The sequence below is a fragment of the Shewanella sp. 10N.261.52.F9 genome (assembly GCF_041471165.1).
GTDB classification, from domain to species: Bacteria; Pseudomonadota; Gammaproteobacteria; order Enterobacterales; family Shewanellaceae; genus Shewanella; species Shewanella marinintestina.
Map to the genome: position 1 here is coordinate 417,701 of NZ_JBFRNX010000001.1, position 26,865 is coordinate 444,565.

Annotated in this window: 24 protein-coding genes; 13 read left to right on the forward strand and 11 right to left on the reverse strand. The window is 43.6% G+C overall.

Features of this window, described 5'->3' with window-relative positions:
- Positions 1-101: 101 nt before the first annotated feature.
- From AB4298_RS01775 to AB4298_RS01805, 7 genes are all read right to left on the reverse strand, one after another.
- Positions 102-608 (reverse strand): GNAT family N-acetyltransferase, encoded by a 507-nt coding sequence (locus tag AB4298_RS01775; protein ID WP_371985546.1) that lies wholly within the window; start codon positions 606-608, stop codon positions 102-104.
- A gap of 47 nt (positions 609-655) precedes the next feature.
- Positions 656-1,222, reverse strand: coding sequence for a TetR/AcrR family transcriptional regulator (locus AB4298_RS01780; RefSeq protein WP_371985547.1), 567 nt, complete (start codon positions 1,220-1,222; stop codon positions 656-658).
- A gap of 196 nt (positions 1,223-1,418) precedes the next feature.
- Positions 1,419-1,778 carry a VOC family protein gene (locus tag AB4298_RS01785; RefSeq protein WP_371985548.1) on the reverse strand — a complete coding sequence of 120 codons (360 nt, stop codon included), beginning with the start codon at positions 1,776-1,778 and terminating at the stop codon, positions 1,419-1,421.
- 62 nt (positions 1,779-1,840) lie between these two features.
- A complete protein-coding gene (locus tag AB4298_RS01790; RefSeq protein ID WP_371985549.1) occupies positions 1,841-2,542 on the reverse strand; it encodes a helix-turn-helix transcriptional regulator in 702 nt (233 codons plus the stop codon).
- A gap of 19 nt (positions 2,543-2,561) precedes the next feature.
- Entirely contained in the window at positions 2,562-3,074 is a 513-nt protein-coding gene (locus AB4298_RS01795; RefSeq protein WP_371985550.1) for a DUF3592 domain-containing protein, read from the reverse strand.
- Entirely contained in the window at positions 3,061-3,555 is a 495-nt protein-coding gene (locus tag AB4298_RS01800) for a hypothetical protein (protein ID WP_371985551.1), read from the reverse strand. The genes AB4298_RS01795 and AB4298_RS01800 overlap by 14 nt, the downstream gene beginning before the upstream one ends.
- A 116-nt stretch (positions 3,556-3,671) precedes the next feature.
- Entirely contained in the window at positions 3,672-4,046 is a 375-nt protein-coding gene (locus tag AB4298_RS01805; protein ID WP_371985552.1) for a hypothetical protein, read from the reverse strand.
- Positions 4,047-4,460: 414 nt separating this feature from the next.
- On the opposite strand from AB4298_RS01805, the gene AB4298_RS01810 reads away from it, so the two are divergent.
- On the forward strand, positions 4,461-6,176 hold the full coding sequence (locus AB4298_RS01810) for a P-loop NTPase fold protein (RefSeq protein ID WP_371985553.1): 1,716 nt from the start codon (positions 4,461-4,463) through the stop codon (positions 6,174-6,176).
- Between the two features lie 444 nt (positions 6,177-6,620).
- Here AB4298_RS01810 and AB4298_RS01815 read toward each other — a convergent pair whose 3' ends face one another.
- The 3 genes from AB4298_RS01815 to glnE all read right to left on the reverse strand — a co-directional run bounded on the left by AB4298_RS01815 (position 6,621) and on the right by glnE (position 11,132).
- On the reverse strand, positions 6,621-7,070 hold the full coding sequence (locus AB4298_RS01815; RefSeq protein WP_371985554.1) for a hypothetical protein: 450 nt from the start codon (positions 7,068-7,070) through the stop codon (positions 6,621-6,623).
- Positions 7,071-7,223: 153 nt separating this feature from the next.
- Complete coding sequence (locus AB4298_RS01820; RefSeq protein WP_248998792.1) at positions 7,224-7,907, reverse strand: DUF4347 domain-containing protein; 684 nt, start codon at positions 7,905-7,907, stop codon at positions 7,224-7,226.
- A gap of 363 nt (positions 7,908-8,270) precedes the next feature.
- Complete coding sequence (gene glnE / locus AB4298_RS01825) at positions 8,271-11,132, reverse strand: bifunctional [glutamate--ammonia ligase]-adenylyl-L-tyrosine phosphorylase/[glutamate--ammonia-ligase] adenylyltransferase (RefSeq protein ID WP_371985555.1); 2,862 nt, start codon at positions 11,130-11,132, stop codon at positions 8,271-8,273.
- A gap of 348 nt (positions 11,133-11,480) precedes the next feature.
- Between glnE and AB4298_RS01830 the strand changes: the two genes are divergently transcribed.
- From AB4298_RS01830 to AB4298_RS01865, 8 genes are all read left to right on the forward strand, one after another.
- Positions 11,481-12,440 (forward strand): hypothetical protein, encoded by a 960-nt coding sequence (locus tag AB4298_RS01830; protein ID WP_248998790.1) that lies wholly within the window; start codon positions 11,481-11,483, stop codon positions 12,438-12,440.
- A gap of 13 nt (positions 12,441-12,453) precedes the next feature.
- Positions 12,454-13,353: a DUF350 domain-containing protein gene (locus AB4298_RS01835; protein WP_248998789.1), complete on the forward strand. Its 900-nt coding sequence runs from the start codon at positions 12,454-12,456 to the stop codon at positions 13,351-13,353.
- A gap of 82 nt (positions 13,354-13,435) precedes the next feature.
- A complete protein-coding gene (locus AB4298_RS01840) occupies positions 13,436-15,163 on the forward strand; it encodes a polyamine aminopropyltransferase (RefSeq protein ID WP_371985556.1) in 1,728 nt (575 codons plus the stop codon).
- A 91-nt stretch (positions 15,164-15,254) separates the two neighbouring features.
- Entirely contained in the window at positions 15,255-15,668 is a 414-nt protein-coding gene (locus tag AB4298_RS01845) for a YjfI family protein (protein WP_248998787.1), read from the forward strand.
- Between the two features lie 12 nt (positions 15,669-15,680).
- The gene (locus tag AB4298_RS01850; protein WP_248998786.1) at positions 15,681-16,370 is read left to right on the forward strand and encodes a PspA/IM30 family protein; all 690 of its coding nucleotides are present in this window, start codon (positions 15,681-15,683) and stop codon (positions 16,368-16,370) included.
- 11 nt (positions 16,371-16,381) lie between these two features.
- Positions 16,382-17,032 (forward strand): hypothetical protein, encoded by a 651-nt coding sequence (locus tag AB4298_RS01855; RefSeq protein ID WP_371985557.1) that lies wholly within the window; start codon positions 16,382-16,384, stop codon positions 17,030-17,032.
- 133 nt (positions 17,033-17,165) lie between these two features.
- Positions 17,166-17,495, forward strand: a complete 330-nt coding sequence (locus tag AB4298_RS01860; protein ID WP_371985558.1) for a hypothetical protein — start codon at positions 17,166-17,168, stop codon at positions 17,493-17,495.
- Positions 17,496-17,553: 58 nt separating this feature from the next.
- A complete protein-coding gene (locus tag AB4298_RS01865) occupies positions 17,554-18,405 on the forward strand; it encodes a potassium channel family protein (RefSeq protein ID WP_248998783.1) in 852 nt (283 codons plus the stop codon).
- 80 nt (positions 18,406-18,485) lie between these two features.
- Here the strand turns inward: AB4298_RS01865 and AB4298_RS01870 are convergent, their stop codons facing one another.
- Positions 18,486-19,973 (reverse strand): CYTH domain-containing protein, encoded by a 1,488-nt coding sequence (locus AB4298_RS01870; protein WP_371985559.1) that lies wholly within the window; start codon positions 19,971-19,973, stop codon positions 18,486-18,488.
- Positions 19,974-20,205: 232 nt separating this feature from the next.
- On the opposite strand from AB4298_RS01870, the gene AB4298_RS01875 reads away from it, so the two are divergent.
- The 4 genes from AB4298_RS01875 (at position 20,206) to putA (ending at position 26,773) form a co-directional block, all read left to right on the forward strand.
- Positions 20,206-20,886 carry a TIGR00153 family protein gene (locus tag AB4298_RS01875; RefSeq protein ID WP_248998781.1) on the forward strand — a complete coding sequence of 227 codons (681 nt, stop codon included), beginning with the start codon at positions 20,206-20,208 and terminating at the stop codon, positions 20,884-20,886.
- Between the two features lie 24 nt (positions 20,887-20,910).
- Positions 20,911-22,179 (forward strand): inorganic phosphate transporter, encoded by a 1,269-nt coding sequence (locus tag AB4298_RS01880; RefSeq protein WP_248998780.1) that lies wholly within the window; start codon positions 20,911-20,913, stop codon positions 22,177-22,179.
- A gap of 162 nt (positions 22,180-22,341) precedes the next feature.
- On the forward strand, positions 22,342-22,917 hold the full coding sequence (locus tag AB4298_RS01885; RefSeq protein ID WP_248998779.1) for a TIGR04211 family SH3 domain-containing protein: 576 nt from the start codon (positions 22,342-22,344) through the stop codon (positions 22,915-22,917).
- Between the two features lie 661 nt (positions 22,918-23,578).
- Positions 23,579-26,773, forward strand: a complete 3,195-nt coding sequence (putA, locus tag AB4298_RS01890) for a bifunctional proline dehydrogenase/L-glutamate gamma-semialdehyde dehydrogenase PutA (protein WP_371985560.1) — start codon at positions 23,579-23,581, stop codon at positions 26,771-26,773.
- The last annotated feature ends 92 nt before the right edge of the window (positions 26,774-26,865 follow it).

Here is a 26,865-nt window from a genome sequence, read left to right on the forward strand (position 1 = left end):
AGAGTGGCCAAAAAAAAGGAACGCTTAGGCGTTCCTTTTCTAAACCAATCGATAAAATATTTAATCGCTCTAAGTTGATTAAATTCTTATGCTAATTGCGATTAAACCTGCTCGCTCGGGTGTCCCCACATTAATGGGCTAGCGTAAGGTCCGGTAATACTCGATGTAGACTCACCAACGCCGTCAAGTGCGCCAGGTGTTAATCCCTTAGCAAACCAGCATTCTAATGGCGCTTGGGTGCGTACAGGTGGCAATACCTGATGCGGCGTATTGTAACGATTACCATAATGGAACGGTTCACCCATTACAAAAATCACGTCGGCATCTAATTGCTTTTCAGCTTCATCCATCAATCTTGATGCGTAACGCTTACCTTGATACTCAGGCAATACCGCTAAAGGCGCTAGCACATAACACTTAAGGTGCGGGGCTGCATCAATAGTAATGGGCGTGTAACACGCATGGGCTACGCCCTCAAAAACGATAGAAAAGCTACCGTCACTAATCAAATCGTCAGCGAAGCTTGCATAAAGCTTAGCGTGGCGCTCATCATAAAGTCCACCAGCAGCAGCGAAAGCTTGATATTGAATTTCATAAGGTGTTTTCACTTGAAACACTCCTGATTAAGTTTTCTGTTTCAGATTAGCCATGCCAGCTATAAGCCTAGCAATAGCAAATACTTATTAATAAAACGTTGTTTAATTTGCTCTAGAGGATAATCCTCACCTGCAAACAAATAGTTCAGTGCAATGCCGTCGATTTCAGCAATAAGCATATGGCTATCGACGGGATAATTAGCGGTTGGGATCTCAGTCAAAATCACTTCAAAAGACGCCATCATTAACTGGTAGCGCTCATCTAACAGATCTTGCAAAATCAATCTCATCGAGGGCTGACACTTAACCTGATAATCAAACTGGTAAAACAGCTTTTGCTTTGGATCTGCCATAGATACAAAGATATGTTCAAACAGGTTAATCAGTCGGTCTTTCACCGATAAGCCTTGGTTAGATGCATCGACATTACTCCCAACTTCACTGATGATTTCAGCCATACGAACAAAAACTTGCCTGAGCAAATCATCTTTGTTTTTAAAATGATGAAACACCAAACCTTTTGATACGTTGGCGGCTTCACACACTTGTGCAATAGATGTTTTTTCATAGCCTTGTGTAGCAAACAGCTCAATCGCCGCCTGCATCGCTTGTTGTTTCTTGTCCATATTATTCACCTAAAATTGATCACCCCGATCCAACATACCGACCATCCGGTCTGTAATTTTGGCGATAATATAGATCATCAATTTTGATCGCAAGATCTTTTATTGAGCAGAGTAAAATTTTGCTGAAATTTGCAGGTAAGTGGGAGGTTATAGCTCAGGTAAGTAGGAACCCTTGCTCCCTTCCCTATTCACAGAATTAACAAAAGACTCTAATGCGGTGGCCATCGAGATCTAAAGCCACAAAGTTAATGCCATAGACAGATTCTTCAGGCTGTTGAGCAAACTCAACCCCTTGCTGCTGCCAGCTTGCAAATAGATTGTCAAAACTCTCTCTGCTTGCAGCAGGGATTGAAAGCTCAGTTCCGCCGCCACGCACTAAACTGCTTGGCGTTAGCACATCAGCTTGCTTTAGCGTGATCTTAACGTTACTTGCAAAATCGAGTACGGCAAAAGTCGGTGATAAAAGCTTTGGCTGACAATTAAATGCTTTGGCATAAAAGGCCATACTGAGTTGAACGTCTTCGACATAAAGCACGATTGAATCAAGACTAAACATAATAAGTTTTCACTGTTTTTAATGGATAACTGAAGTGTAATAGAAACCAGTGACAGTTTTTGTCAGTAGCGATTAAAGGAGTGATTAATACCCTCTAAAGCTTGCCATTCAGACAGTAAAGCATGACGAGAAGGTTGATACTTTTGCTGTAGATTCTGCCACGACTGGATCCGTTCAAGCCGGAAATTGCGGTAAGCTTGCTTTGTTTCACACCACGCAACTAACACATGGTGCAACTCAAACATACCAATCAGCATAGGCCAAATAACCCTACAACTGATTGCGCCTTTAGCATCTATATAACTAATTTCCGCTTTATCTTCATGTTTTATTGCCTGTTTCAATTCTGATAAGTCAACCATCACAGCAGGGGCATTAATAGTTGAAGCGACTCGTATAACGTCTTCGCGATGCTTTGCTTCATGCTCCGATGGTAACACTGCCGCGATTTTAGCCAGCGCATTATTTACCGCCTCGCTAAACTCGCCATTTGCTTGTTTCGCTACCCACTCAGCTCCCAATCGCAGCGCTTCAAGTTCTTCCACAGTAAACATCATGGGCGGTAAATCTGAACTCGGCTTTAAAATGTAGCCAACACCAGCTTCTCCACGAATGTCAGCCCTTTGCGCCTGTAAAGTCGCAATATCACGGTAAATGGTTCTTACACTAACATCGAGTTTGCTGGCCAAAGTCTCAGCAGAAACCGGATATTTATAGCGGCGCAATAATTGAAGTAAATCTAAAAGACGTTGACTTCGAGACATAGCGACTCCAAAAAATCAGTTACACATTGCGAACGATAAAGCTGTCACGGTCTGAGGTCATCTGCAGATACATCAGATAAAGGACGGGGATTAATATCAAAGAGAACACCAACAAAGCCACAATCAAAAACAGGTGCATTGTTGGCTTGATAACAGCGGTGTCGGGATTACTGGGTTTATAATGTACTAAGATCTTCTTATCCCGAGGAAACTCTGCCACCAAGGCTTCGGCCTCTTCCAAAGAGTAACCCGGGATAGCACCTGTAATATCGGTCTTATTGTTCTTGTGGTAGATTTTGCCGTCAACTGCATAGAAGTACTCAATAGCCACTTCGTAATGCGATTCAGCGCTGCTTCTTTCATGGTAGCGCTCAATCAGCCAACAGTTTACCACCATCCCTTTAGCTGTAGGCCAATTAAAAGCAGCATGAGACTGATGCACAGCATAGGTTGCCACTCCAACAGCAGTGGAGAACATGATAAACATAAACCACATTAATATTGAAATCTGCGACAACTTAAACCGCTTCATTTTTATGTTCCTTAATATCCGCACAAGCTTTTTTATTGCAATCGACGCTACTGCCCTCAGTGCAATCCTTATGACTATTCATCAAGGCTTGATAGCCTTTCACAAGCTTTACCAATGGCCATATCATGCCAATAACCAGCAACACCAACGCAAGCAAACCTAAGCCAAGCATATAAAAAAAATCATCACCGCCGCCGGCACTGTTGAACAGCCCGCCACGATTAAATATGCTGGCTCCCCAAACCGAAGCAAAAGCTGCCAAATTCAACGCTAGATGTAAGCCGAACGATTGCAAAATAACCCAATATCCTTGTTTTAAAACCGGCGATTGGATGCGGTACCAGTTAACCCCAACCCAACCAAGCCAGCCTATCCATAGCGTCGCCGCAGGCAACCAAAGAGCGCCAAGAATATAAATCACAGGCACAGCGAAGTAACTACAGCGCAGCTGAGTGAGTTGAGAGTGTCTTGAAAAGTCCATTTTAAATCCTTATTTACAGCGACTTTAAATAGCCTTGCTGTAATACATCTTGGTTTTGTTTAGTCCGCAGGGCTAAATGTATGCCTATTACCCTGAAAAAAGAGTTATTCTCAGCCCTATTTTTTTATAATTCCACTAGCTAGTTTGTTTAGCCTCGCTAGGTAATGGACATAAATAACCTGGCCAATTGCCGCAGCGGTAAGTGACACAGGTAATAACCAGTCTTCAATGCCTTGAACCAATGAATATCCATAGCCGCCACACCAATCAGCAGGCTGAGGCCAACCGCAAGAATAGCTATTGACGTAATAATCGATAGGTTCCCAAACCGTATAAAAAAGTAAGCCGAGCATATAGATGCCGTAACACGCCAGCAGTCGATTAAAAGTCACCCCTTTAGTCCACGCTTTGCCATACGCAATCTTGTCGTGGGTTAAGGTAAACAGGGCTGGCGCAGCATAGATAAGGACAACAAAAAAATAGTAGATCATGCAACCTCTTTGCTTGGCAAAATACATATTGGGGATCCCGCCCCTTAAGCAGCCCTGATGTTACATGGAGCCAAGCGTTAACGGTATAGCAATTAAGATTATTTTAAGAAAAGTCAGAACTGGGGATTGTACATTGCTATATACAGTCGTTTAGCAACTGCGGTGGAGAAGTGGTGTTTATGTCAGTTCATTCGCGCCAATTAACGATTGATTTATGGTTCAAGGCAGCGGACCAGAGTATCACAATTCGAATTGTTTACTCTGACCCCACATTTCCCTTTTTATTAAGTCTCCAGATTCAGTGTCCCGCAACACATAAACATGGCATTTCATTTGACTAACTTTATCTTAATTTTTAACTTGTACAGATTAAGGTACCCCTCCCCTGTAGAAGCCTATTATGACTCAACTATTATGACTCAACTATCAGAAGTAATTACATCGCTACTGGATGATCGCTCATTCCCTCCAATGGTTCGTCTTGACGGCCAATGGGGCGTTGGTAAGACCTATTTTGTTGAAAAAGATTTACGTCCATATTTAAAGGAAAAAGGCCGAAAAACTATTTTCTTTTCTTTAACTGGTATCAGTAGCTTAAATGACTTTAGAGATAAGCTAATTTCAAGCATCTATTTTTCAGAGGGCATCGATGAAGGGGCTTTTAAGGGACTTGCAAATAATGCGCTCACAGTTATCGAGAAAGCAAGCGATAACGGCGGTCTAATCTCATCTCTTTTAAAAGGTTCTGCTGGAGTCGCTAAGCATACATTACTTGCCAAAGTTAACAATGTCATTGTGATCTTGGATGATTTAGAAAGAGTGGACGACGGTAAACTCGAAAAAGCTATCGTAGGAGAATGTTTACAGTTAATTAACGATAACAATCTAGAGTTCATATTTATTATTAACTCAGAAAAATCTTCAATTGATGGACAGATGTTAGAAAAGGCGTTTTCTGACAGGGTCTACTTTGAAAGGTCGCCACTTGAAGTTGTAAATATTGCATTCGGTCAATATAACCATTTTGACTGCTATCAGTCTAATTTGATAGAGCTAATTACAAAGTATAAATTTTCAAACCTCAGGATATTAAAAAGAGCTAGTAACCGTCTAAATCACATTTATCAATTAATTAAAGGTGAAGAGGAACAAGATTTTCAGTCGAGCATGGAGGTTTTAATCTCTCAAGTTATTACAATTAGCTACCTTTATTATGCCTGCAACAAAACTGTAGATGAAATTAGCTCTGGCCTAGATTATACGAGAAATATTCGACTACCTGATGATAAGTCAGAAGATGAATTTGAGCCATATAGAACCATATACATACCGACCATACCGCTCATAGAGTATTGTTGCGGCAAGCAGCACACTGTTCCTAAAATTGAGTTTGTTGGGAAAATATTCTCAAAACCGTGCCCCATTGATAGGTTCATGTTTGCAAGACCTTATCAACTAGATCTGGCCACTTTCGAAGATTTACTAAGCCAAACAACAAACTATCTTTTTCATCAGAAAGATGTGTTGCTTGTTAAATGGTTCCAAGCGTGTGAAAACTTTAGGTATTTACTAGAAAACAACTTTGTTTCAGGTGATGTCGATGATTTTTTAAATCAGCTAGAAAAACTTGCTAATGAGAAAATATTTGATGGTAAAGAGCTTGATACGAGATCTCATAATTTCAAGTTAACAACAAACCGCATAAATGAACTGTACCAAATTCATAAAGATAATTGGACGGTGAAAAATGATATAAGCATTAAAAATTCATTATATATCAGAGCGAAAGAGTCATGGGCTAACGTTGACCAAGAAATTTATCAAAATCATCGTTCAACCCCCTTTATAAAACTATTTTCTGCAGACGAATGGATTGAAGCGATAGATAATTGGTCAGCTCAAGATATCGGGCTGTTTTCTAATTATCTATTTGAAGCATATAGATCAACCAACATAGCTAGTTTTTTCAAAGAAGACATAAGCACCATGAGAATATTAATAGAAAAGCTCTCAAAACAAATTAACAAAATGGATGCAGGGCAGCCTAAAGGAAGCCGAGTGCTCATTGTTAAAGCTCTAAATTATGGATTAGAGAAAATGTCTAGTAATGAAGACTATTCTGCCCATTAATTTGGCCAAATTACCTTTAGACAAGAACAAGTTTGCAAACTTACAGAAAACACCATTCCCCATCGGAGTTGCCGAAGTCATTGAAGCAAATCGCGTGAGCGAGTCATGGATGACGAGATAGCCTTAGGTGAGCCAGGGATGGCGAATATGAGGCGATAGCGATTTCCGAAAATGAGTGAGGATCAACAACTTCGTCGGGGCGTCATGGTGGATGCAAGGAGGATAAGGACGAGCAGTCCTCCTTGCCCGGGTGTGGGATGGAATCCCACGACGTTAGTCAGGCGCAGCCTGATGCACTACCAATGTGGGGCGAAGCGCCACGACTTTTATCAAACGAAGTTTGATTAACTCTAGAGTGGGATGAAATCCCATAATGAAATTGTTAGACGCAGTCTAACTTAGAAATCAGACCTAGTCTGATAAAAAACAGTTTTTAGACAGCGCCTAAATCAGCATCGCGATCATACTGCCAACCGTCGCCGCCGCTTTCACATATTGGCCTGCCGAATACGATGGGTCACCGTTCTCATCAATCTCTTCTGGATGATCAAGCCCAAGCGCACCAAACACGAACGATTCGATATCACCGCCATCTTCTTCAGATGCTTTATTTGCTGCCTCAGCCGCAGCAGGTTTAGCCCCTGTTTGCTCTGCTGCCAGTTTATCTTGGGCGGCGCTTGATAGGGTAACTGTGGTGCTATCACCAGTATTGGGCAGTGGCTTAGTTGCGCTAGCAGTAACCGCATTGTTAGCGCTGTCAGATGTCTGGCTTATCGCTTGGTGGGCAGTGTTAGCAGCTTGCTGTGCTGTCGGTTCAGCCGTAACTTTGGAGCTGAGATTAGCGCTAATATTGGTACTGTTTGCACTATTGGCTAGGCCACTAACAGAAGTCATCTAACAATCCTCAACAGGATCCCTTTACTGCTCCCCTGAGCAATAGTGAGATATATTGCTGCGATAGTAAGCATTTAATCAATTTCCTCAAAGCAGATTTTGTCGAAAACATGATACAAAACGTATCATTAGCGATACTTTATTAAGCGCTAGTTAAAAGCTAAATTGGGTTCGCTGTACCCATAGTGGCTCATGTCGCAAACCTTGCATATGAATAACATCCACACTCATCTGGGTTAACTCTTCAAATAACCCGATAAATTGCTCACCACCATGACTGGTCGTCAAGTTAGTGGTATATAAAGAAAGCTGACTATTGTTAGCAAACTGGCGAGCAAAAATCGTTAAGCTATGTTGATGCTCAAGCAAGTAATGCTGATCGATCCAACGTCCACCAAGGTAAATTGCAGAGCTTGAAGCCTTAGCAACAATGGTCACATTTGAGTAAAGCGGCTCCTCGGCTAACACTTGATTTATTTGCTCAAAAGGCTCTTGGTTTTCTTCTAACACCAGTAGATGAACATCTCCCCTCACACCAGCTAAAAACGACTCAATTTGCTCACTGGAGCGATCGACAATGATCAAGCTAACACCTTGATCTGCGCTGACTAACGAGCTTGGGATAGTTATCATTTTATTGGGTGTATCGGCTGCAACGGCGCTGTTTATCAGCAACAGAACGCATAAAACGAGTAACCAACGTAGCGGTAACTCCTTAACAAACTGATATTTACTGGTGCTAGGCTTACACTTAAGCGTGAAGTGTTTGCTGATCAACATGCTGGTAAAGCATTCATTGAACCGAGTGTAGCAACTGAGTAATTTGGGCGAGTTCATAAGCAACTCCTTAGACTTAAGGTAATAGGCCTAAGGTTGCAAGGAGTAAACCAAGTTGTTCCTTTTTAGCTCGTTGCTATCTACGCTGAGAAATAACAACTTATTATTCAAGCGATTAGCAAGGCTATAAATAAGCGGCTACGAGCTTGTATTCGACTTGTTAGAGCGATTATCTGTATAAAGCGCTGCGATTAATCATGTTGTCTTAATCTGCAAGGCAGTTTGCGACTCCCTATACCCACTAGAATTAGCTTGTCATGAGTGAGAGTGATAGGAGAGAGCTTGATTACATCATTTAATCAGAGTGCAAAAAACCTCGTCACATCCAAGATACTCAGAGGCTTATTAATGACCAGCAATACTCTACTGCGGCTCGGCTAAAACCTGCTGATAGATAGCTTCCACTCTGTCGATATGTGGTTGCAATGCATCAATGGGTAGCACTGTAGGCTTTTGTTGCAATGTTAGTCTGTGGCTTTCGTCTCGCAGATGGCAGTAGGCTTGAGTTAATGCTTGGGCACTTTCAAGTGGCAACAGTTCAAGCTCTGCAAGATCAGAGAAGATCCGCACATTGTCAGACCAAAAACATAAACGCTTATGCTCATGGCTATTGGCTAACACCATATATTGGGCGATGAACTCAATATCGGCGATGCCTCCGCTGCTCTGCTTTAAATCGAACATACCAGGCTCAACTTTTAGCAAGTGATTACGCATCTTAATCCGCATTTCTCGCACGTCTTTAGCCAGCGACACTTTATCTCGTGAGGTTTGCAAGACTTCTGCTCTTAACTCATTAAAGCGCATAGACAGTGCTGTATCACCAAACATAAACCGCGCGCGCACTAACGCTTGATGCTCCCATGTCCAGGCCTCGTCACGTTGATATTCGCCAAAGTTTTCTATCTCGCTGACCAATAAGCCCGATGCACCAGAGGGCCTTAAGCGCATATCCACTTCATAGAGCTCGCCAGAATTAGTTCGGGTAGAGAAAAAGTGCAGTACCCGCTGGGCAAGCTTTAGGTAGAAGTGACCGATATCGATAGGCCTTTCACCATTGGTTTGCCCGGCTTTACTACCATTGTGCAAAAACACTAAATCAAGATCCGAGCCATAACCTAGTTCTATACCACCCGCTTTACCGTAACCGACAACCGCAAAGCCCATTTCGTTATCATTTAGGTTTTCTGGCACACCATGGCGAGCGCTAACTTGCGCCCAAGCTTGATGCACGACTTGCTCGATAATCGCTTCGGCTAAGAAAGTTAAGTGATCGCTCACCTCCATCACAGGTAAAACACCGGTGACGTCAGCTGCAGCAATTTTTAATTGCTGCGATAACTTAAATTGACGCAGTGCTTCCATCTGCTGCTCAAGATCATCTTCAGGCACCCGCAGTAAATACTGACGTAACTCACTGCCATAGTCGTCTAGCGATGTGGTGTCATATAACTGCGCGGGATCAATCAGCTCATCGAGCAGCATTGGGAATTTTGCTAATTGCTGACCAATCCACGGACTGGCAAGACACAAGCTCACGAGTTGCTGCCTTGCTCCGGGGTTTTCACACAGCAGCTCTAGGTAAGTTGTACGAGTTAAAATTTGATCTAATACCTTTGAAACTGGCGCAAATGCTTTCGACGGGTGGGGAATATTGGTAAATTCACACAATAGCTTAGGCATTAATTTGTCTAAGGTTTCGCGTCCGCGCGGGCCAATCGTGCGACGTACTACTGTGTCGTGCCAGCTATTAAGCATTGGCCACAACTTTTCATCATCGATCCCCTGCTCTTCTAATATCGACTGCGCATGCTCATCTTCGTAAGCATTCCAGATCTGTTGCGTCCAAGTTTCGTTTTGATCGTCTTCATTATTACCACCAACGGTTTCTTCAAAGTGGCTATGGATCTGGCGCATTGCGGTGGCGATCTGTTCACGCAGATCCATTTCAGTATCGGCGTTTAACGCATAACATAAGCGTTGCCAATCAAGTGACTCACTTGGCAATGTTTGAGTCTGCTCGTCATTAATCGCTTGCAACAAGTTCTCAACGCGGCGCAGTAAGATGTAACTATTTTTGAGCTCATCGACGGCTAAATATTCCAGCTGACCTAACTGATATAGGGTCTCGATTGCAGCAAATAAACTTTGCTGGCGCAGCGCTGGCTCACGGCCACCGCGAATAAGTTGAAAGCTTTGCACCACGAACTCAACTTCACGTATCCCACCTGCGCCAAGTTTAATATTGTCGGTAAGTTTACGGCGGCGCACTTCTTGGGTAATTAAGCCTTTCATTTTGCGCAAAGATTCTATCGCCGAGAAATCTAAATAACGGCGATATACAAAGGGTCTTAATAAGTCGTGTAGTTCATCTGATTCTGCAGTCCACGGGCCAAGTGCTCGCGCTTTAACCATGGCGTAGCGTTCCCAGTCGCGCCCCTGCTCTTGGTAATAATCTTCAAGACCACTAAAGCTCACCACTAGCGGACCGCTTTCGCCATAGGGGCGCAAGCGCATATCGACGCGATACACAAAGCCGTCAACGGTAACTTGATGCAACAAGTTAACTAGGCGCTGCCCCATACGAATGAAGAATTGCTGGTTTTCTAATGAGCGTCTGCCGCCAGCTGTTTCGCCGTGCTCGGCAAAAGTAAAGATAAGATCGATATCTGACGAAAAGTTAAGCTCACGACCACCAAGCTTGCCCATACCGAGGATCAGGAGTTTTTGCGGCTTACCTTGGCTACAACTAGGTGTACCTAACGAGGCGCACATCTCACGGTATAACCAGTCGCGTCCTGCAATAATCAGCGCTTCAGCTAATGCTGATAGATCTAACAGCGATTCTTGTAATTGACTGTAATCCATAAAATCACGCCAAGCTATGCAGACCATTTGACGATTACGGTATTGACGCAACACCCGTTTGGCTTGTTCTTCATCGGTTACAGGCTCAAGTAATTCAGCCAACTCTTTATCAAACACTTGGCGTTCAAAATTATGCAAATTTCGGCTAAAAAGCTCTGGGATCCACTGACTATGACGGCAAAGCTGAGTGGCAATAAAGTCACTGAGTCCAAATACTTGTTTTAACTCTTGCTGTTGCTCATCAGTCAATGACGCGACGAGGTCGGCAGCATTATCTAACAGCCTTTGCCAATACAAGTCTGCTGTTGCTGCCATTTGAGAACTAAGCTGTTTATTACCCTGTGTCGCCGTGCGCATAATAATCCCTAACAAATTAGTACATCGACATATTATGTCGTTAATGATATAGATAGAGCGTAAATAAAGGTGAGCAATTTTTATCACGGATGTTGGCAACTTGAGTTGATTTTAGCCGCGACTGAGCTGGAAACAGGATCCTTGATATTTTTTTGCTCGAATACGCAATACTATACTAATCAGTTACAGCGATTATAGTAAGAGCGGTTATTTCTCTTGCGAATTCAATGTTTCAGCAAGCAAAACTGCTTTATGCAACACTCATTAAGCGCTATGGTCTGTTACCATTAGACAATGCGCGGCTAACACCCAAGGGTGTAAAGTAACATAACCGATTTTGGAGAGACTATGGCAGGAATGCTAATGCGCGTTCTCACCGTCATACTGGTATTCGCCCTTGCAGGATGTGGCGATGATAGACCAGAGCAAATTGCCAAGTATCAGCAGCTAACGCAACAGCGCTTAGATACTCTTAGCAATATGCTTAACGACGGTCAGGTACGTAACGCTAATTTGCTCAAACAATACGTGCAAGTATTGGAAAAGCAAAAGCCCGATTTAAGCCCTTTGCTTAATGAGCTGGCTACCGATGCGACTAATCGCGGCCCGATGTTCACCTCTTTAACTAGGCGCTTAACCGACAGCCAAAATGCGGCTAATTATGTCGATCTCGATCAGCAGCTTGCTGAAGTCGAGAACCTTTATCAGGCCGCAGACCCGAGTTTATATAACGACATGTTGTCAGACCCACTTAACGTGGTTGCCGATATGTCAGATGGTGCTCTGGCGCGAGTTAACTCCATTAGTCGCGAAGCCGCTGCCCTTGCCAATGGTGCTGAAGACTTTGGCGCTGGCAGTCAGTTAGTCGGCAACCCTGCGTACGGTGGCTGGCAAACAGGCTCTAACGGTATGTCGTTTTGGGCATGGTACGGCATGTACTCGATGTTCTCTAACCTGACGCGTGGTCCAATTGGCTATGACAGATGGTCTAGCCGTCGTAACTACAGCTACTACAACGATGTGGGTCGCTACCGCTACACTTCGCCAAAGCAAGCTCGTGCGCAAACTCAAACCTATGAGCGCACTAAAAAGCAGTTTAATTCTCAAGGCCGAAAGTTTGATAGCCCGTATGCAAAGTCGCGTACCGGTTCAACCAGTCTTTCCAGACAAAGTAGCAGTACACCCAAAGCCAGTTCAACAGGACGCACTGCGAGCAGTAAGAGCAAGTTCCGCTCAAACTACTCTAAGGACAGCAGCTTCCGTAATTCCAGCAGTCGTACCACTCGCGGTGTTCGCCGAGGCAAATAATTAAGGAACTTTTATGACATTTTTAGAAAATTACGGCCTCACTCTCGATTTAATGATCATTCTGGCAATCGATTTGGCCATTGCGGTATTGCTACTAACCTTAATGCGTTACTTGCAAGGTTGGACGGTTAAAGTCAATAGCCGCCATGAGCTAGCTGAAAACGATAACTTTGCTTTTGGTATTAGTACCGCTGGCGCCGTGATGGCATTAGGTATTGTGCTCACTGGTGCAATTACTGGCGAAGCGGCAGAGTCCTATTTAGTTGAAGCTATTGGTATGAGTGCTTACGGTTTATTTGGCCTAATACTGATTAAACTCGGGCGCTTTTTACATGACAAAATTGCCCTCAATAACATCGATAAAAATGCCTTAATCATTAAAGGCAATGTGTCAGTGGCTATCGTTGATGCAGCTGCAGCCATAGCTACAGCGATAATTATCCGCTCGGTACTCATGTGGGCAGAAGACTTAACAATCTATACCTTTATTGCCATCTTTAGTGCCTTTGCGATTTCGCAGCTAATGTTAGTACTACTGACTCGTGGTCGTGAAAATCGCTATGCTAAGCGCAACCAAGGCGCATCAATGCAGGAAGCGTTAGCGCAGGGTCATACAGCGCTAGCTATCCGCCACAGCGGTTACATGCTAGCCATGGCGTTTAGCTTTAATGCTGCTAGCCACTTTATTATCTTTAATCCTGAAGCTTACATTGCCAACCTAATTGGCTGGTTAGTCTTCTCAGTAGTCATGTTATTGTCGCTATCACTACTGATTACACTGATTAAAAAGCTAGTGCTAGCTAACATCAACCTATGTGAAGAAGTTGAGCAGCAACACAATATTGGTCTAGCGGCAGTTGAAGTGGCAATTAGCGTCTCCATCGCGATTATTCTAGCTGCCTTAATGGCTTAGAGAGTATCAAGGGAGCGTCACTTCGCTCCCTTTTTATTAGCTGCACATTCTTATCTGACTCAACATAATCAACAGACACTCAATGCAAACCGACACAAATAACTCCACTATCGAATCTAGTAACCAAACCATTGAATCAGGCAAACTCGGCTGGTTCGATGATGTATTACTGCTTGGCATTATGGCCGTGCTTGCAGGCTGTGGCCTGATCTATGAATACTTATTATCCCATTACGCTGGGCGTATTCTTGGCGCACTCGAAGCCGCGATTTACACCATGATTGGTTTAATGATTGTCTCCATGGGATTGGGTGCCTTTGCCGCCCGTAAAATTCGCTGCGCTTTTACTGGCTTTGCCGTTTTAGAACTGTGTGTTGCCTTGTGTGGATCACTGGCTATTTTAATTACCGCGGCAGTTATTGGCTTTGGCCAACAGTTGCCACTGATTATTGCTAACACATTAGGCTTGCCAGCAGATCAGCTTCCCGATGGCGGCTTTATTGGCACACTGCAAAAGCTTAGCGAGTACTTACCTTATGTATGGGGTGTATTGCTTGGTTTGATGATCGGTATGGAGATCCCACTGATCGCCCGCGTACGACAAGCGATGTCTGAAGCACACCTAATGCATAATGCCGGTACTATTTATGGCGCCGACTATATTGGTGCGGGTATTGGCGCAGCAATTTGGGTTGGCTTTATGTTAGCCATTGATATTCAACTTGCCGCCGCCCTGACAGCCAGTTTTAATCTGTTGGCTGGTTTTATCTTTATCTGGCGCTTCTGGCACCAAATCAGGCATGTAAAGTTACTGCTCGTCGGCCACTTTATTGCGACCGGGATCCTTGTGCTGCTGGCGCTGCACGGCCCTCAATGGGAGCAAAACTTTAATAACCTGTTATATAAAGACAAAGTGGTGTACGCCAAGGCAACTCGCTTTCAGCAGCTCACCTTTACCGAGCGCTTACGCGGTAATGGACTGGGACCTGTTCATTCGCTTTATATTAACGGTCGCTTACAGTTTTCAAGTAGTGACGAGCATATCTATCATTCATTTTTAGTGCACCCGACTATGGCGGCCAGTGCGCGCCACGATAAGATATTAATCATTGGCGGTGGTGACGGTTTAGGCCTGACGCAAGTATTGCAGTGGCAACCTAAGCAAGTGACCTTGATGGATCTTGATGAGGAACTAGTTGCGTTATTTAAGCAACCTGCCAGTGATATGCCTGAACATCTAAGCCGTGCCTTGCTAAAACTCAATCAAAATGCTTTAAACGATCCTCGCGTTAGGATCATGTATGACGACGCCTTTAATGGCGTTGATAAACTGCTGGCGAAAGAAGAAAAATTCGACACCATTATTGTCGATTTACCGGACCCGAGCCATCCCGATCTTAACAAGCTCTATTCCGATGCTTTCTATTTAAAATTGAAGGAACTAATGAGTAATGATGCTGCCTTAACCATACAGTCAACATCGCCATATCATGCACCAAAGGCCTTTATTTCAGTGGCCAACACCTTGGAGCTGGCCGGCTTTAATGTCGATCAGTATCACCACAATGTGCCTAGCTTTGGTGAATGGGGCTGGAGTATCGCCACTTTGAGTGGTAAAAGTGGCAGAAGCCGATTAGAAAGTGTGCAGCAGTTACCGGTAAACGATCCTTGGTTAACTCCAGGACTTATCCATGCGGCCTTTGAATTTCCGGGAAATTTCTACCAGAATAAATCCCAAATACAGCCCAATGTTTTAGGTTCAAGCCAACTGTATCAATACCATCAGCAGGCTTGGTTAGAAAATCAGTAGAGTTTATTTTTGAATCGTAAAGATAGCACTTGACATATTATGTCGCAGTGCTATCTTTAATCACAGACATAATATGTCAATAAGGACAAATATGAATATCCACACAATTGCCAACCACCTAAATGCGCTTGGCGACAACAGCCAAACTGGCTTTCAATTTGATTGTTATCCAATTGCTGGTGACGTGGAAGTCTTACAAGTTAACGTTGTTGGCCGAGAAGAAATTCCGGTATTTGTATCGGTAACGGACAACCAAGTGCTTTGCATCAGTTATTTATGGGGCGAAGACGAAGTGAATCAAGAACGTCGCGCTGAAATGTTTGAGACCATGTTAGAGCTCAACATTCCAATGCCACTGTCATCGTTTGCAAAAATCGATGATAAGTATGTGGTTTACGGCGCGCTGTCAGTGCAATCAAGCATGCAAGAGATTGAGCAGGAACTGTCTGTTCTATCTGATAACTGTCTCGAAGTCATCGACGAACTCGTCGATTACCTTAAATAAAGGAGCCACATTATGGGCATTCTAAACAAAATTCTTACGGCCTTCCGTGGCGGCGCTACTGAAGTTGGCCAAGGCATCGTAGATGCAAACTCAACACGTATTTTTGAACAAGAAATTCGTGATGCAGAGAAACACCTAACTAAAGCTAAGCGCGACTTAACTGAAGTTATGGCAAAAGAGATGCAAGCTAGCCGTGAAGTTGACCGTCTAAAACGCTCCGTTGCTGAACACGAAGGCTATGTCACACAAGCTCTAGAAAAAGGCAACGAGCCACTAGCACTAGAAGTAGCTGAAAAAATTGCTGAACTTGACCAACAGCTAAGCGATCAACAAGCGGCAAACGAAAGCTTCAGTGCCCATGCGACTCGCTTAAAAGAGTTAGTACGTAAAACTGAGCGCCAAGTTGCTGATTACCAGCGCCAGCTGACTATGGTTAAAACCACTGAAAGCGTGCAAAAAGCAACTGCAACGATTACTGACTCTTTTGCCGGTAGCAACTCTAAGCTGCTTAACGCTAAAGATTCTCTAGAGCGTATCAAGGCACGCCAGCAGTCATTTGATGACCGCCTAAAAGCCTCTGAAACGCTAGCAGAAGAGAACAGCGATAAGGCTCTACACGACAAACTTGCTGAAGCAGGTATTGGCGAGCAAAAGTCTAACGCCAATGCAGTACTTGACCGCATTAAAGCGCGTAAAGGCTAAAGGAGACTGACGTGGGATTTCTAAGCAGCCTATTTGGCAAAAAAGAGGAACCTAAACGTCAACTCGATCACCCATCAAAACTTAATAAGGGAGATATGATCTCCCTTGATGACAGTTTTGCTTTGCCACCACAACTGCGTGGTCAGCAACTGCGAGTTGAAACGGTTAATACTTACGAGTATGAGCGCAAGCAACAAACTGAGTGGGTGTTAAAAGGTCACGGTAGTGACACCATCTTTCTCAGCCTTGATGAAGATGATGAAACCTACCTTGGCCTCTCGATTAAAGTTAATCGAGGCCTAGTTGAAGCGCTGTTCGATTTAGATCAATTTAGTGAGATCTTTGAAGAGCCAGGTAAAGCCGAGCTAACGACTAAAACCTTGTCAGCTGACTTACAAGACTATGAGCAATGGTTGTCGGCTCATTATCATCAAGTTACTGCTGGCAGTTTTGGTTATTTCCATCGCCAAGATTACCGAGGCCAAAAGCCACCTCAAGATACAAACTGTGCAACGGGTGATGCCTTTGAGTCATACCAGTTACTCGATGATGATGAAGATAAAGCCATCGACGTTGAAGTGTATGAAGGCGGTGAAACCGATGTGATGTTAACCATCTATCGACCGCTTTCAGATATCAGAGACTACTGGCCTGGTGCATAAATAAATGGTTCTAAAGCTCCCAGCTTTAGAACCATTTTTGTTTCGGCTTCGATGAGTGGTAGCATTATACTAATTGGGATTAAGCATATTCCGCACGATCTCTTACGGATGAGTAAATTTAGGTAGCGCACGCATGACCAAACAAAAAAATCCCTTACCCGCTCAGTGGCAGCAAAACCAAAAAGCCGCTAAAGCGACGCAAATCGCTTTTGATATGGATGAAAAGTTCCAATACGCCATTCGCAAAGCTGCACTTGATGCCGGAGTGAGTCCGTCAGATCAAATCCGAGAAATATTAGGTTTAAGTGTCACCAAAAGACCCAAGCGTCCGCGCCTTACCGTGTCTCTTAGCGCGAACGATTACGAACTCTTAGCTAAAAAATATCAGCTATCACCAGAGCAACAGCTTGAAATCAAAAAACATGTATTAGATGATTTAATCCAATTTAGCGCTGATACTTAGTGCAAAACAAGGTGCTGAGTGGCTAAGGCCATTGCACCTAATAAGATGGACCTTAGTTATGGCAAATAAGAAGCGTTGGTTACTGCAACCCGATACTCCTCCTACCCCATTACAATTAGCCATGATGCTGCTATCGCTGCTGTCTGTGATTTTAGTGCTAGTGCTAACTTTTGGGCGGGTTGATGGCGAAACCCGACGCTTACTGTTCTTTATCGATACCAGTATCTGTCTTATCTTCATGTCTAACTTCTTTTTCGAGCTGTTTAAGGCCGATGAAAAAGTCGAATACCTAAAAGGACACTGGATAGACTTTATTGCCAGTATTCCCGCCATTGAAGCATTAAGAATGGCGCGTTTATTTCAAATCTTACGTGTAGTTCGTCTTATTCGCACTACTCGCTCGTTAATTGTGCCCATGCTAAAACAACGCCGACAAGCCACTGTTGCCAGCTTATTAGTCGCACTCATCACCATCTTAACCTTCTCTTCAGTGCTGGTATTAATTGTTGAAAGCGGTGTTGATGGTGCCAATATCGACACTGCTGAAAGTGCCATTTGGTGGGCACTAGTCACTATTTCTACTGTAGGCTATGGCGATTATTACCCGGTCACCACCGCTGGTCACATTATTGGTGGCGTGGTCATTGTCTGTGGTGTGAGCTTCTTTGGTGTAATTTCTGGTTATATGGCGTCGGTATTTGTCTCACCTGATGAGTCAGAAAAGCTCGACTCTCACGCAGAAGAAATCCGCTGTGAGTTAAACAATAGTCTACAGCGAATGGAAGCCAACCAACAAAAGCTGCTAGCCGAAATCGATGAGCTAAAACAGTCTATTGAAGATACGATAGCAGACAAGATAGACGATAAGCTTGAACAGAAGCTAGAAAGCAAACGCCAGGACGAAAATTGATCCCTTTAACGTCAAGCTAGCTGCAAAACAAAAAGCCCACATGATGTGGGCTTTTTGTTTCAACGTGTTTACTGAATGAGTTAACGCCAGTAAGGCTCGTTTTGCAGCGCACTGCGACGAGAAAACTCCATCGCTTGTACTAAGCTCTGCTCTTTGTTTTCCAACCAGGCACTAATATCTAAATAGGCTATTTCGCTGATCTCTTTTAGCTGGCGATAAGCCGCAAGTGTACGGATCCCCAGCGCTAGATCCTGCCAAGGTGCTCTAAACTGATCGCGTGATTTTTCAGGGTAAAGTCCACCATAGGCCACTCCCACAAAAATACTGTCATCGAGTGCTTTAGCCACTGAAAGATAATCAGAGCTGCTAAGTTCATTGTCGCGTGGCATTACATCGATAATGCGCTGCCAAGAGTTTTCTTGCATTTTATTAGCGAAATGTCTTAGGTCGAGTTCTTTATTGATACTAACCTGACCATCAGTAATTTGAGTCAGCAGATCGACCAAATGAACTTGTAGGCGACCATAACAGATATCATTCAACAGTTGCTCTACCTGTTCAACGACATCAAGCTGCTGCAATTTATCGGTTGCCACATCGACCAACGCTTGATGTTGCGGCCATTTCGATACCAGTGCAACGTCGCCCTCGATAATGCCGTATAGGCTCAGTGCTTGTTCAATAAAGTTTAAGCGACATTCAATACAGTCAAAATCTGCTTCAAACGAGTCCTCTATTAAATCAAACTGTTTCAGTGTGCTTTTTAATAAACGAATGCAGGCACGCAGTCGATAACTCAACATTGGTAGCTCAAGCTGATTTTGCTCAGGATCAAGCAGCATGGCTTCAATTGTTTGCCAACGATCTAAACCTAAAGTTAAAAGGTTAATTGCCACTTGCTTAAGGCTTTGATTGGGCTCAATCTCAATAAATGTCAGTGCATCTATAGTGTCAGGAGTATATTGTCCCGCTAAACGATAGCCACGTTGCGCTTTACTCGCCTTACCTAAACGCACTGGAATGGCTCGACTGACAATGCCAGCAAGAGTTAATAAAGCACTTGTATCACCCGCTAACAGCTCAAATTCTAGCTCGCAAATAGGGTCTACAGCATCGTCGACTCGGATCTCGCCTATGTCTAGCGCCACCTCAATTAAACTGTCATCAACAAAAATATGCCATCGCTGACGGGCGAAATCTGTATTAAATAAACAGAAGAGTTCTGACTGGGTTTGCTCGATATTTGCGCCTACAGGCCAAATTTCGTTCGGGAATAAATTTAATTGAGGAAACTTTTGATCTACATCAACATTGTATTCGGGACGAGAGTGGATCCCGCCAACAACCTGACCTTTTGTTTTAATTGTTTGCTCTAAATGTTGATTAACCCCTCGAATTCGGAGGCCCATGTCCCATTTTCTTAAGGTTAAGTCTGTGGTATCGAAGTAGCCGTTCGTTAGTTCTTCTATACCTTTAGCATCGCAATTCGGTAAGCTATCTAATAGTTTTATAAGGCTTTTCTTGTGATTTTCATTAAAGAAAAGTTTGAGTTCGATCTCAGCTTCCATCGATGCACCATTCGCCTTGTCATCAAAAATTAATCAATCTGTCATTAAAGTTACATGTTGTAATATTTCTGCAATAATATCACCGTAGGATCCGCTTTGCAGTTAGGATATAACTCGCTAGAATAAAAAACTGTCAATTTAAATCGTAAAACACAGTTTTCTTACGCGGCCGCTTGAGTTAACATGCGCCCGCTTTTTCCAATAGTGGAATAACCAAAATAGGTACACGGCAATGCCAGTAAACTCTATTTTAGGCGTGTTTGCAAAATCGCCAATTAAGCCTCTTCAAGAGCATATCGACAAAGTATACGACTGTGCGTCATTACTTGTCCCATTTTTTGAAGCTACTGTCGCAGGAGACTGGGACAAAGCCGTTCAATTACGTAAGCAAATTAGCCTTACAGAGCAAGAAGCTGACTCACTAAAACGTGAGATCCGTTTAACTCTGCCGGGCGGCTTGTTTATGCCTGTTGAACGTACTGACTTACTGGAGCTATTAACCCAGCAAGATAAAATTGCTAACAAAGCAAAAGACATTTCAGGCCGCGTCATTGGCCGTCAGCTTGAGCTACCTCAAGTAATTAAAGAACCATTTATTGCTTATTTGCAGCGCTGTATCGATGCAGTTTCTCTGTCAAAAGAAGCAATCAACGAACTTGATGATCTGTTAGAAACAGGTTTTAGAGGTCGTGAAGTGGATCTTGTTGCTAAAATGATTGCTGAGCTCGATTCTATCGAAGAAGACACCGATGACTTACAGATTAAGATCCGTAGACAGCTTTACGCTATCGAGTCGGAACTGAACCCTGTAGATGTAATGTTCCTCTACAAGATAATTGAGTGGGTTGGTGACTTGGCAGATCTTGCCGAACGAGTCGGTTCTCGCTTAGAGCTAATGTTAGCTCGCGTCTAGTCAAAAGATTATCAAGGTAACAACATGGTTGATGTATTAGTCACCAACGGCCCATGGCTTATTGGTATTGCGGCTGTATTTGGATTTTTAATGGCATGGGGTATTGGCGCCAATGACGTAGCCAATGCAATGGGAACCTCAGTAGGTTCAAATGCCATTACAATTAAACAAGCGATCATTATCGCTATGATCTTTGAGTTTGCTGGTGCATATCTAGCGGGTGGTGAAGTTACAAGCACTATCCGTAAAGGCATTATCGACTCTGCATACTTTATTGATTCACCAGAATTGCTGGTTTACGGCATGATTTCTGCGTTGCTTGCTGCAGGTATCTGGTTAATCGCTGCGTCAGCTCTAGGCTGGCCAGTATCTACAACTCACTCAATTGTTGGCGCTATTGTTGGTTTCGCTGCAGTTGGTGTTGGTAGCGATGCGGTTGCATGGGGTAAAGTTGGCGGAATCGTAGGCTCTTGGGTTGTAACACCTGCAATATCTGGCTTTATCGCCTTTATGATATTCCAAAGTGTACAAAAGCTGATTTTCAATACTGACAATCCATTAGAAAACGCTAAGCGTTACGTGCCTTTCTACATGGCGCTTGCTGGCTTTGTAATGTCACTTGTGACTATCAAAAAAGGTCTAAAGCATGTAGGTCTTCACTTCACTAACGTTGAAGCATATGCACTTGCTATCGTACTTGCTATTCTTGTTGGTATCGGCGGTATGATTGCGATTAAGCGTCTTAAAATGGACACTAAAGCTGACCGTCAAACTCAGTTCGGTAACGTTGAGAAAGTATTTGCTATCTTAATGGTTGTGACTGCATGTTGTATGGCATTTGCTCACGGTTCTAACGACGTAGCTAACGCGATTGGCCCTCTAGCAGCAGTTGTTTCTGTTGTAGAAAGTGGCGGTCAAATTAACAATACTGCACCACTAGTTTGGTGGATCCTACCTCTAGGTGCTGTAGGTATTGTTCTTGGTCTTGCTATCTTTGGTCAACGCGTAATGCAAACCATTGGTAAAAACATTACTCACCTAACGCCAAGCCGTGGTTTTGCCGCTGAGCTTGCAGCAGCATCGACTGTTGTTATCGCGTCAGGTACTGGTCTACCTATCTCTACTACACAAACACTTGTTGGTGCGGTTCTTGGTGTGGGTATGGCTCGTGGTATTGCAGCAATCAATATCGGTGTAGTACGTAACATCGTTGTTTCTTGGGTTGTTACCCTTCCAGCTGGTGCTGGTCTTTCAATCATGTTCTTCTTCATGATTAAAGGGATTTTTAACTAATTCCGAGTACAACAAGTACCCTAGGTACGACGTAATGATGAGGGAAGTTTGATAATATTTGTATCAAACTTCCCTTTTGCGTTTTATCGCTCTTTTGCCACTTGCATTAACCCCTTTAAATCCCTAGCATGTGGGCTAAATTTCGTAGATGAGAATAGATTAGTGTTAAGAATTCTAATGATTGCGGGGATGATGTTACTTTCCCCTTCTTTACTGGCCGCAAACCAAACGCGCTACATCTCAGATGATGTTTATATCTACCTTCATGGTGGACCTGGAACTCAGTTCCGAATTTTAGGCAGCATTGAAGCAGGCCAACAGGTCACTTCTCTTGAAGAAGCTCAGGGCGATTACAGCAAGATTGTCGACCATAAGGGTCGTGAAGGCTGGATCCAAACTAAGATGCTAAGCAAGTCAATGAGCTTACGTGTGCAGCTACCAGCTATTCAAGCCGAACTTGAGAAAACTAAAGCTGAGCTTGAAAGCGCGCTAAGCAGTAGCGACAACAACGCGGCAGAGTTAAGCCAAGTAAAAGCCCAACTTTCTGCAGCTAAAAAAGCATTAGATAGTGCTAGCTCTGAGCGTGACAATGCTAAAGCAACGTTAGCTAACCTTCAGAAGAATGAACGTTTTGAAATGTGGCAGCAAGGTGGCTTGATCGCTGCCGGTGGCTTATTACTAGGTATCATTTTGGTTTACCTTCCAAAACCACAGCGTAAACCTAAAAACCGTTGGTAATCAGTTTCGTTAACTAAACAGCGAACATAAAGCCTGTGTACTCATCACAGGCTTTTTTATTACCTTTGCTAAGCAAAATAACGCTGTTACATAACTCTATGAGTGGCTAATGCCAGCTCCAAGAAATAGAATAGTCCTCTTTTAATAAAGACAAGTAATCAAGCATGCTTCAATTGCTACTAGGGAGAAATTGGCATGAGTCACTAAAATAAACTAAGTTTCATAATCCAAATACCAGCTCTATTGCTCCTTTATCCAATTTAAACCCACCATTTTTAGCCAGAAATGTACCACCAAGGTTAACCACCGGTAATCACATTGTTACCACGAACAATCCGATTAAAAAATCCTTTCAATTTACAGCTGTAAATTTCGAGCCATAACCTCAAAATGGCTAATAGTGACTCAAAAATAGCTAATCTTGCCTATGAATTTCAAACGCTGAGTTTTTTTTGTTCATTTCAAACTCCTTATATAGCAAGAGCTTGCGCACTGTTTAACCCATAAGAATCAAACACAAATCACACTAGCTATCACAAAGGTGTCGCACATCACATTTTGCAGGTATAATCGCCGCGAGACGGCCTTAGATTGTATACAAAAGAAAAACAATCAAGGTTTATCGACACAATTATTCAAGCAATTTGCCCATATGGCCTAGATGGAAGTGATTAATATGTTCAAAGCGAGTGAAGTACTTACTGGGCGTTATGACTCAGCCGATCTCAACGAACTGTTCCAAGCGATCAGCGATAACTATATTGTCGATGAAGAGCAATATTTATCAGACTTGATAAAGCTGGTTCCTTCAAGTAATGAAGAGCTCAACCGTGTGACTAACCGTGCACACGAGCTAGTGAATAAAGTCCGTCAATACGATAAGAAAGGCCTAATGGTCGGTGTTGACGCTTTCCTGCAGCAATATAGCTTAGAAACCAACGAAGGCATTATTTTAATGTGCCTAGCTGAAGCGTTATTACGTATTCCTGATTCAGATACTGCTGATGCGCTTATTGAAGATAAGCTATCCGGTGCTAAGTGGGATGAACACATCAAAAAGAGTAACTCTATTTTGGTGAACGCATCGACTTGGGGACTCATGCTAACAGGTAAAGTCGTTAAGCTTGATCATGATATCGATGGAAAACCAAGTAGTCTGCTTAACCGCTTGGTCAACAAGGTCGGTGAGCCTGTCGTAAGAAAGTCTATGTTGGCAGCCATGAAAATCATGGGTAAGCAGTTTGTACTTGGCCGCACAGTTAAAGAAGCGCTTAAAAATAGTGTCGATAAGCGTAAGATGGGTTACACCCACAGTTATGACATGTTAGGTGAAGCTGCGCTAACTAAAAAAGATGCGCAGAAATACTTTGAAGATTACTCAAATGCCATCGCTTCTCTAGGTGCCCAAGATTACGACACCAGCAATGCGCCGCGCCCAACTATCTCTATCAAGCTATCAGCCCTGCACCCTCGCTATGAAGTGGCCAATGAAGATAGAACGCTAACCGAGCTTTACGACACGTTAATCCTGCTAATTACACAAGCTCGCAGCCTAAATGTTGGTGTCTCTATTGACGCTGAAGAGATGGATAGATTAGAGCTATCACTTAAGTTATTCCAAAAGCTATACAACTCAGATGCTGCCAAAGGTTGGGGTCTGTTAGGTATTGTTGTTCAAGCCTATTCTAAACGCGCATTACCCGTTCTATGCTGGCTAACTCGCCTATCGAAAGATCAAGGTGATGAAATTCCACTGCGCTTAGTTAAAGGCGCGTACTGGGATAGCGAGTTAAAGTGGTCACAAGAAAACGGTGAAGCGGGCTACCCACTTTATACTCGTAAAGCCGGTACTGACGTGTCTTATCTTGCTTGTGCTCGATACTTACTCTCTGACGCCACAAAAGGTGCCATCTACCCGCAGTTTGCCAGTCACAACGCGCAAACCATTGCCAGCATCACTGACATTGCAGGTGATCGTGATTATGAGTTCCAGCGCCTACACGGTATGGGTGAAGAACTCTATGACACACTACTCGCTGAAAGCGGCGTTAAAAAAGTACGCATCTATGCCCCAGTTGGTGCCCATAAAGATCTACTGCCTTACTTGGTTAGACGCTTGCTTGAAAACGGCGCTAACACTTCGTTTGTCCACAAGTTAGTCGATCTTAATACACCAATTGAGTCGTTAGTGGTTCACCCTTTAAGAACCCTTAAAGATTACAAAACTTTAGCTAATACTAAAATCGTATTGCCAGAGGATATATTTGGTCCTGAGCGTAAAAACTCTAAAGGGGTCAATATGAACATCATCTCTGAGTCGACGCCGTTTTTTGCCAAGCTCGATAAGTATAAAGATGTCACTTGGAATGCAGGTCCTTTGGTTAACGGTATAACGCTGACCGGTGAAACTAGAGAAGTTGTTAGCCCATTTGATACTCAGCGCTTTGTTGGCAATATCGCTTTCGCTGATGAACAAGCTGTAGAGTTGGCGTTTGTTAGTGCTGACGCCGCTTTCCCTGCTTGGTGTAACACCCCAGTTGAAGTGCGTACTGCTGCACTATTAAAGCTAGCTGATTTACTTGAAGAACATCGCGAAGAGCTGATTGCACTTTGTACCCGCGAAGCGGGTAAGAGTATTCAAGATGGCATAGATGAAGTCCGTGAGGCTGTCGATTTCTGTCGCTATTACGCGGTCAACGCCAGAAAGATGATGGAGAAACCGACATTACTACCAGGACCAACGGGTGAGCGTAATCAGCTATTCCTTGAAGGTCGCGGTATCTTTATTTGTATTAGTCCATGGAACTTCCCATTGGCAATCTTCTTAGGCCAAGTGACAGCAGCGCTAGCAGTTGGTAACACTGTTATCGCAAAACCTGCTGAGCAAACTTCAATCGTTGGTTACCGCGCTACTCAGCTTGCCCACGAGGCCGGGATCCCGAAAGAAGTATTACAGTTCCTGCCGGGCACAGGTGCTACCGTGGGCGCTGCAATAACCTCAGATGAACGAATTGCAGGCGTATGCTTTACCGGTTCTACCGCCACAGCAAAACAGATTAACCGTACACTTGCTATGCGTGAAGGACCAATCATTCCGATTATCGCAGAAACTGGTGGCCAGAATGCAATGGTAGTGGACTCAACTTCACAACCAGAGCAAGTGGTGAATGATGTCGTGTCATCCTCATTCACCAGTGCAGGCCAACGCTGCTCTGCGCTGCGAGTATTATTCTTGCAAGAAGATATTGCCGATCGCGTGCTTGATTTAATGAAAGGTGCCATGGATGAGCTAACCATTGGTGACCCGCACTTTGTCAAAACCGATGTTGGCCCAGTGATTGATGCTACAGCTGCGGCAAACTTAAATGCCCATATTGAACATATTAAGCAAGTGGGTAGCTTGATCAAACAAGTCGAACTACCCGCTGGTACTGAAAATGGCCATTATGTTGCGCCAACGGCAGTGGAAATTGACTCAATCAGAGTATTAGAGAAGGAACACTTCGGGCCAATTTTACATGTGATCCGTTACAAATCTTCAGAGCTAGAAAGAGTGATTGAAGAGATTAACTCAACCAACTTTGGTTTAACCTTAGGTATTCATAGCCGCAACGAAGCTTACGCCTTAAAGCTAGCAGCGAAGATCCGCGCAGGTAACGTTTATATCAACCGCAACCAAATCGGCGCAGTGGTTGGTGTACAACCTTTTGGTGGTCAAGGCCTATCAGGAACAGGTCCTAAAGCAGGTGGTCCACACTACCTCACGCGCTTTATTACTGAAAAGACTCACACCAATAATATTACCGCTATTGGTGGTAATGCGACCCTGCTGTCTTTAGGTGATAGTGACGACTAACTGCAATTTAGTGGCCGTTTAGGGTAAAACCTAACGGATTTTCTGAAGTACTCATAAAGCCGATTACTTAGTAATCGGCTTTCTCTTTTTCG

Excerpts from the sequence above, each read along its gene's own strand:
- AB4298_RS01840 (WP_371985556.1), top strand. The coding sequence starts at position 13,436 with ATGCAAACCGACACAAATAACTCCACTATCGAATCTAGTAACCAAACC.
- AB4298_RS01865 (WP_248998783.1), top strand. The coding sequence starts at position 17,554 with ATGGCAAATAAGAAGCGTTGGTTACTGCAACCCGATACTCCTCCTACC.
- AB4298_RS01790 (WP_371985549.1), bottom strand. The coding sequence starts at position 2,542 with ATGTCTCGAAGTCAACGTCTTTTAGATTTACTTCAATTATTGCGCCGC.
- AB4298_RS01875 (WP_248998781.1), top strand. The coding sequence starts at position 20,206 with ATGCCAGTAAACTCTATTTTAGGCGTGTTTGCAAAATCGCCAATTAAG.
- AB4298_RS01845 (WP_248998787.1), top strand. The coding sequence starts at position 15,255 with ATGAATATCCACACAATTGCCAACCACCTAAATGCGCTTGGCGACAAC.
- AB4298_RS01870 (WP_371985559.1), bottom strand. The coding sequence starts at position 19,973 with ATGGAAGCTGAGATCGAACTCAAACTTTTCTTTAATGAAAATCACAAG.
- AB4298_RS01815 (WP_371985554.1), bottom strand. The coding sequence starts at position 7,070 with ATGACTTCTGTTAGTGGCCTAGCCAATAGTGCAAACAGTACCAATATT.
- AB4298_RS01835 (WP_248998789.1), top strand. The coding sequence starts at position 12,454 with ATGACATTTTTAGAAAATTACGGCCTCACTCTCGATTTAATGATCATT.
- AB4298_RS01780 (WP_371985547.1), bottom strand. The coding sequence starts at position 1,222 with ATGGACAAGAAACAACAAGCGATGCAGGCGGCGATTGAGCTGTTTGCT.
- AB4298_RS01830 (WP_248998790.1), top strand. The coding sequence starts at position 11,481 with ATGGCAGGAATGCTAATGCGCGTTCTCACCGTCATACTGGTATTCGCC.
- AB4298_RS01820 (WP_248998792.1), bottom strand. The coding sequence starts at position 7,907 with ATGAACTCGCCCAAATTACTCAGTTGCTACACTCGGTTCAATGAATGC.
- AB4298_RS01810 (WP_371985553.1), top strand. The coding sequence starts at position 4,461 with ATGACTCAACTATCAGAAGTAATTACATCGCTACTGGATGATCGCTCA.
- glnE (WP_371985555.1), bottom strand. The coding sequence starts at position 11,132 with ATGCGCACGGCGACACAGGGTAATAAACAGCTTAGTTCTCAAATGGCA.
- AB4298_RS01805 (WP_371985552.1), bottom strand. The coding sequence starts at position 4,046 with ATGATCTACTATTTTTTTGTTGTCCTTATCTATGCTGCGCCAGCCCTG.
- AB4298_RS01795 (WP_371985550.1), bottom strand. The coding sequence starts at position 3,074 with ATGAAGCGGTTTAAGTTGTCGCAGATTTCAATATTAATGTGGTTTATG.
- putA (WP_371985560.1), top strand. The coding sequence starts at position 23,579 with ATGGAAGTGATTAATATGTTCAAAGCGAGTGAAGTACTTACTGGGCGT.
- AB4298_RS01860 (WP_371985558.1), top strand. The coding sequence starts at position 17,166 with ATGACCAAACAAAAAAATCCCTTACCCGCTCAGTGGCAGCAAAACCAA.
- AB4298_RS01880 (WP_248998780.1), top strand. The coding sequence starts at position 20,911 with ATGGTTGATGTATTAGTCACCAACGGCCCATGGCTTATTGGTATTGCG.
- AB4298_RS01850 (WP_248998786.1), top strand. The coding sequence starts at position 15,681 with ATGGGCATTCTAAACAAAATTCTTACGGCCTTCCGTGGCGGCGCTACT.
- AB4298_RS01785 (WP_371985548.1), bottom strand. The coding sequence starts at position 1,778 with ATGTTTAGTCTTGATTCAATCGTGCTTTATGTCGAAGACGTTCAACTC.
- AB4298_RS01800 (WP_371985551.1), bottom strand. The coding sequence starts at position 3,555 with ATGGACTTTTCAAGACACTCTCAACTCACTCAGCTGCGCTGTAGTTAC.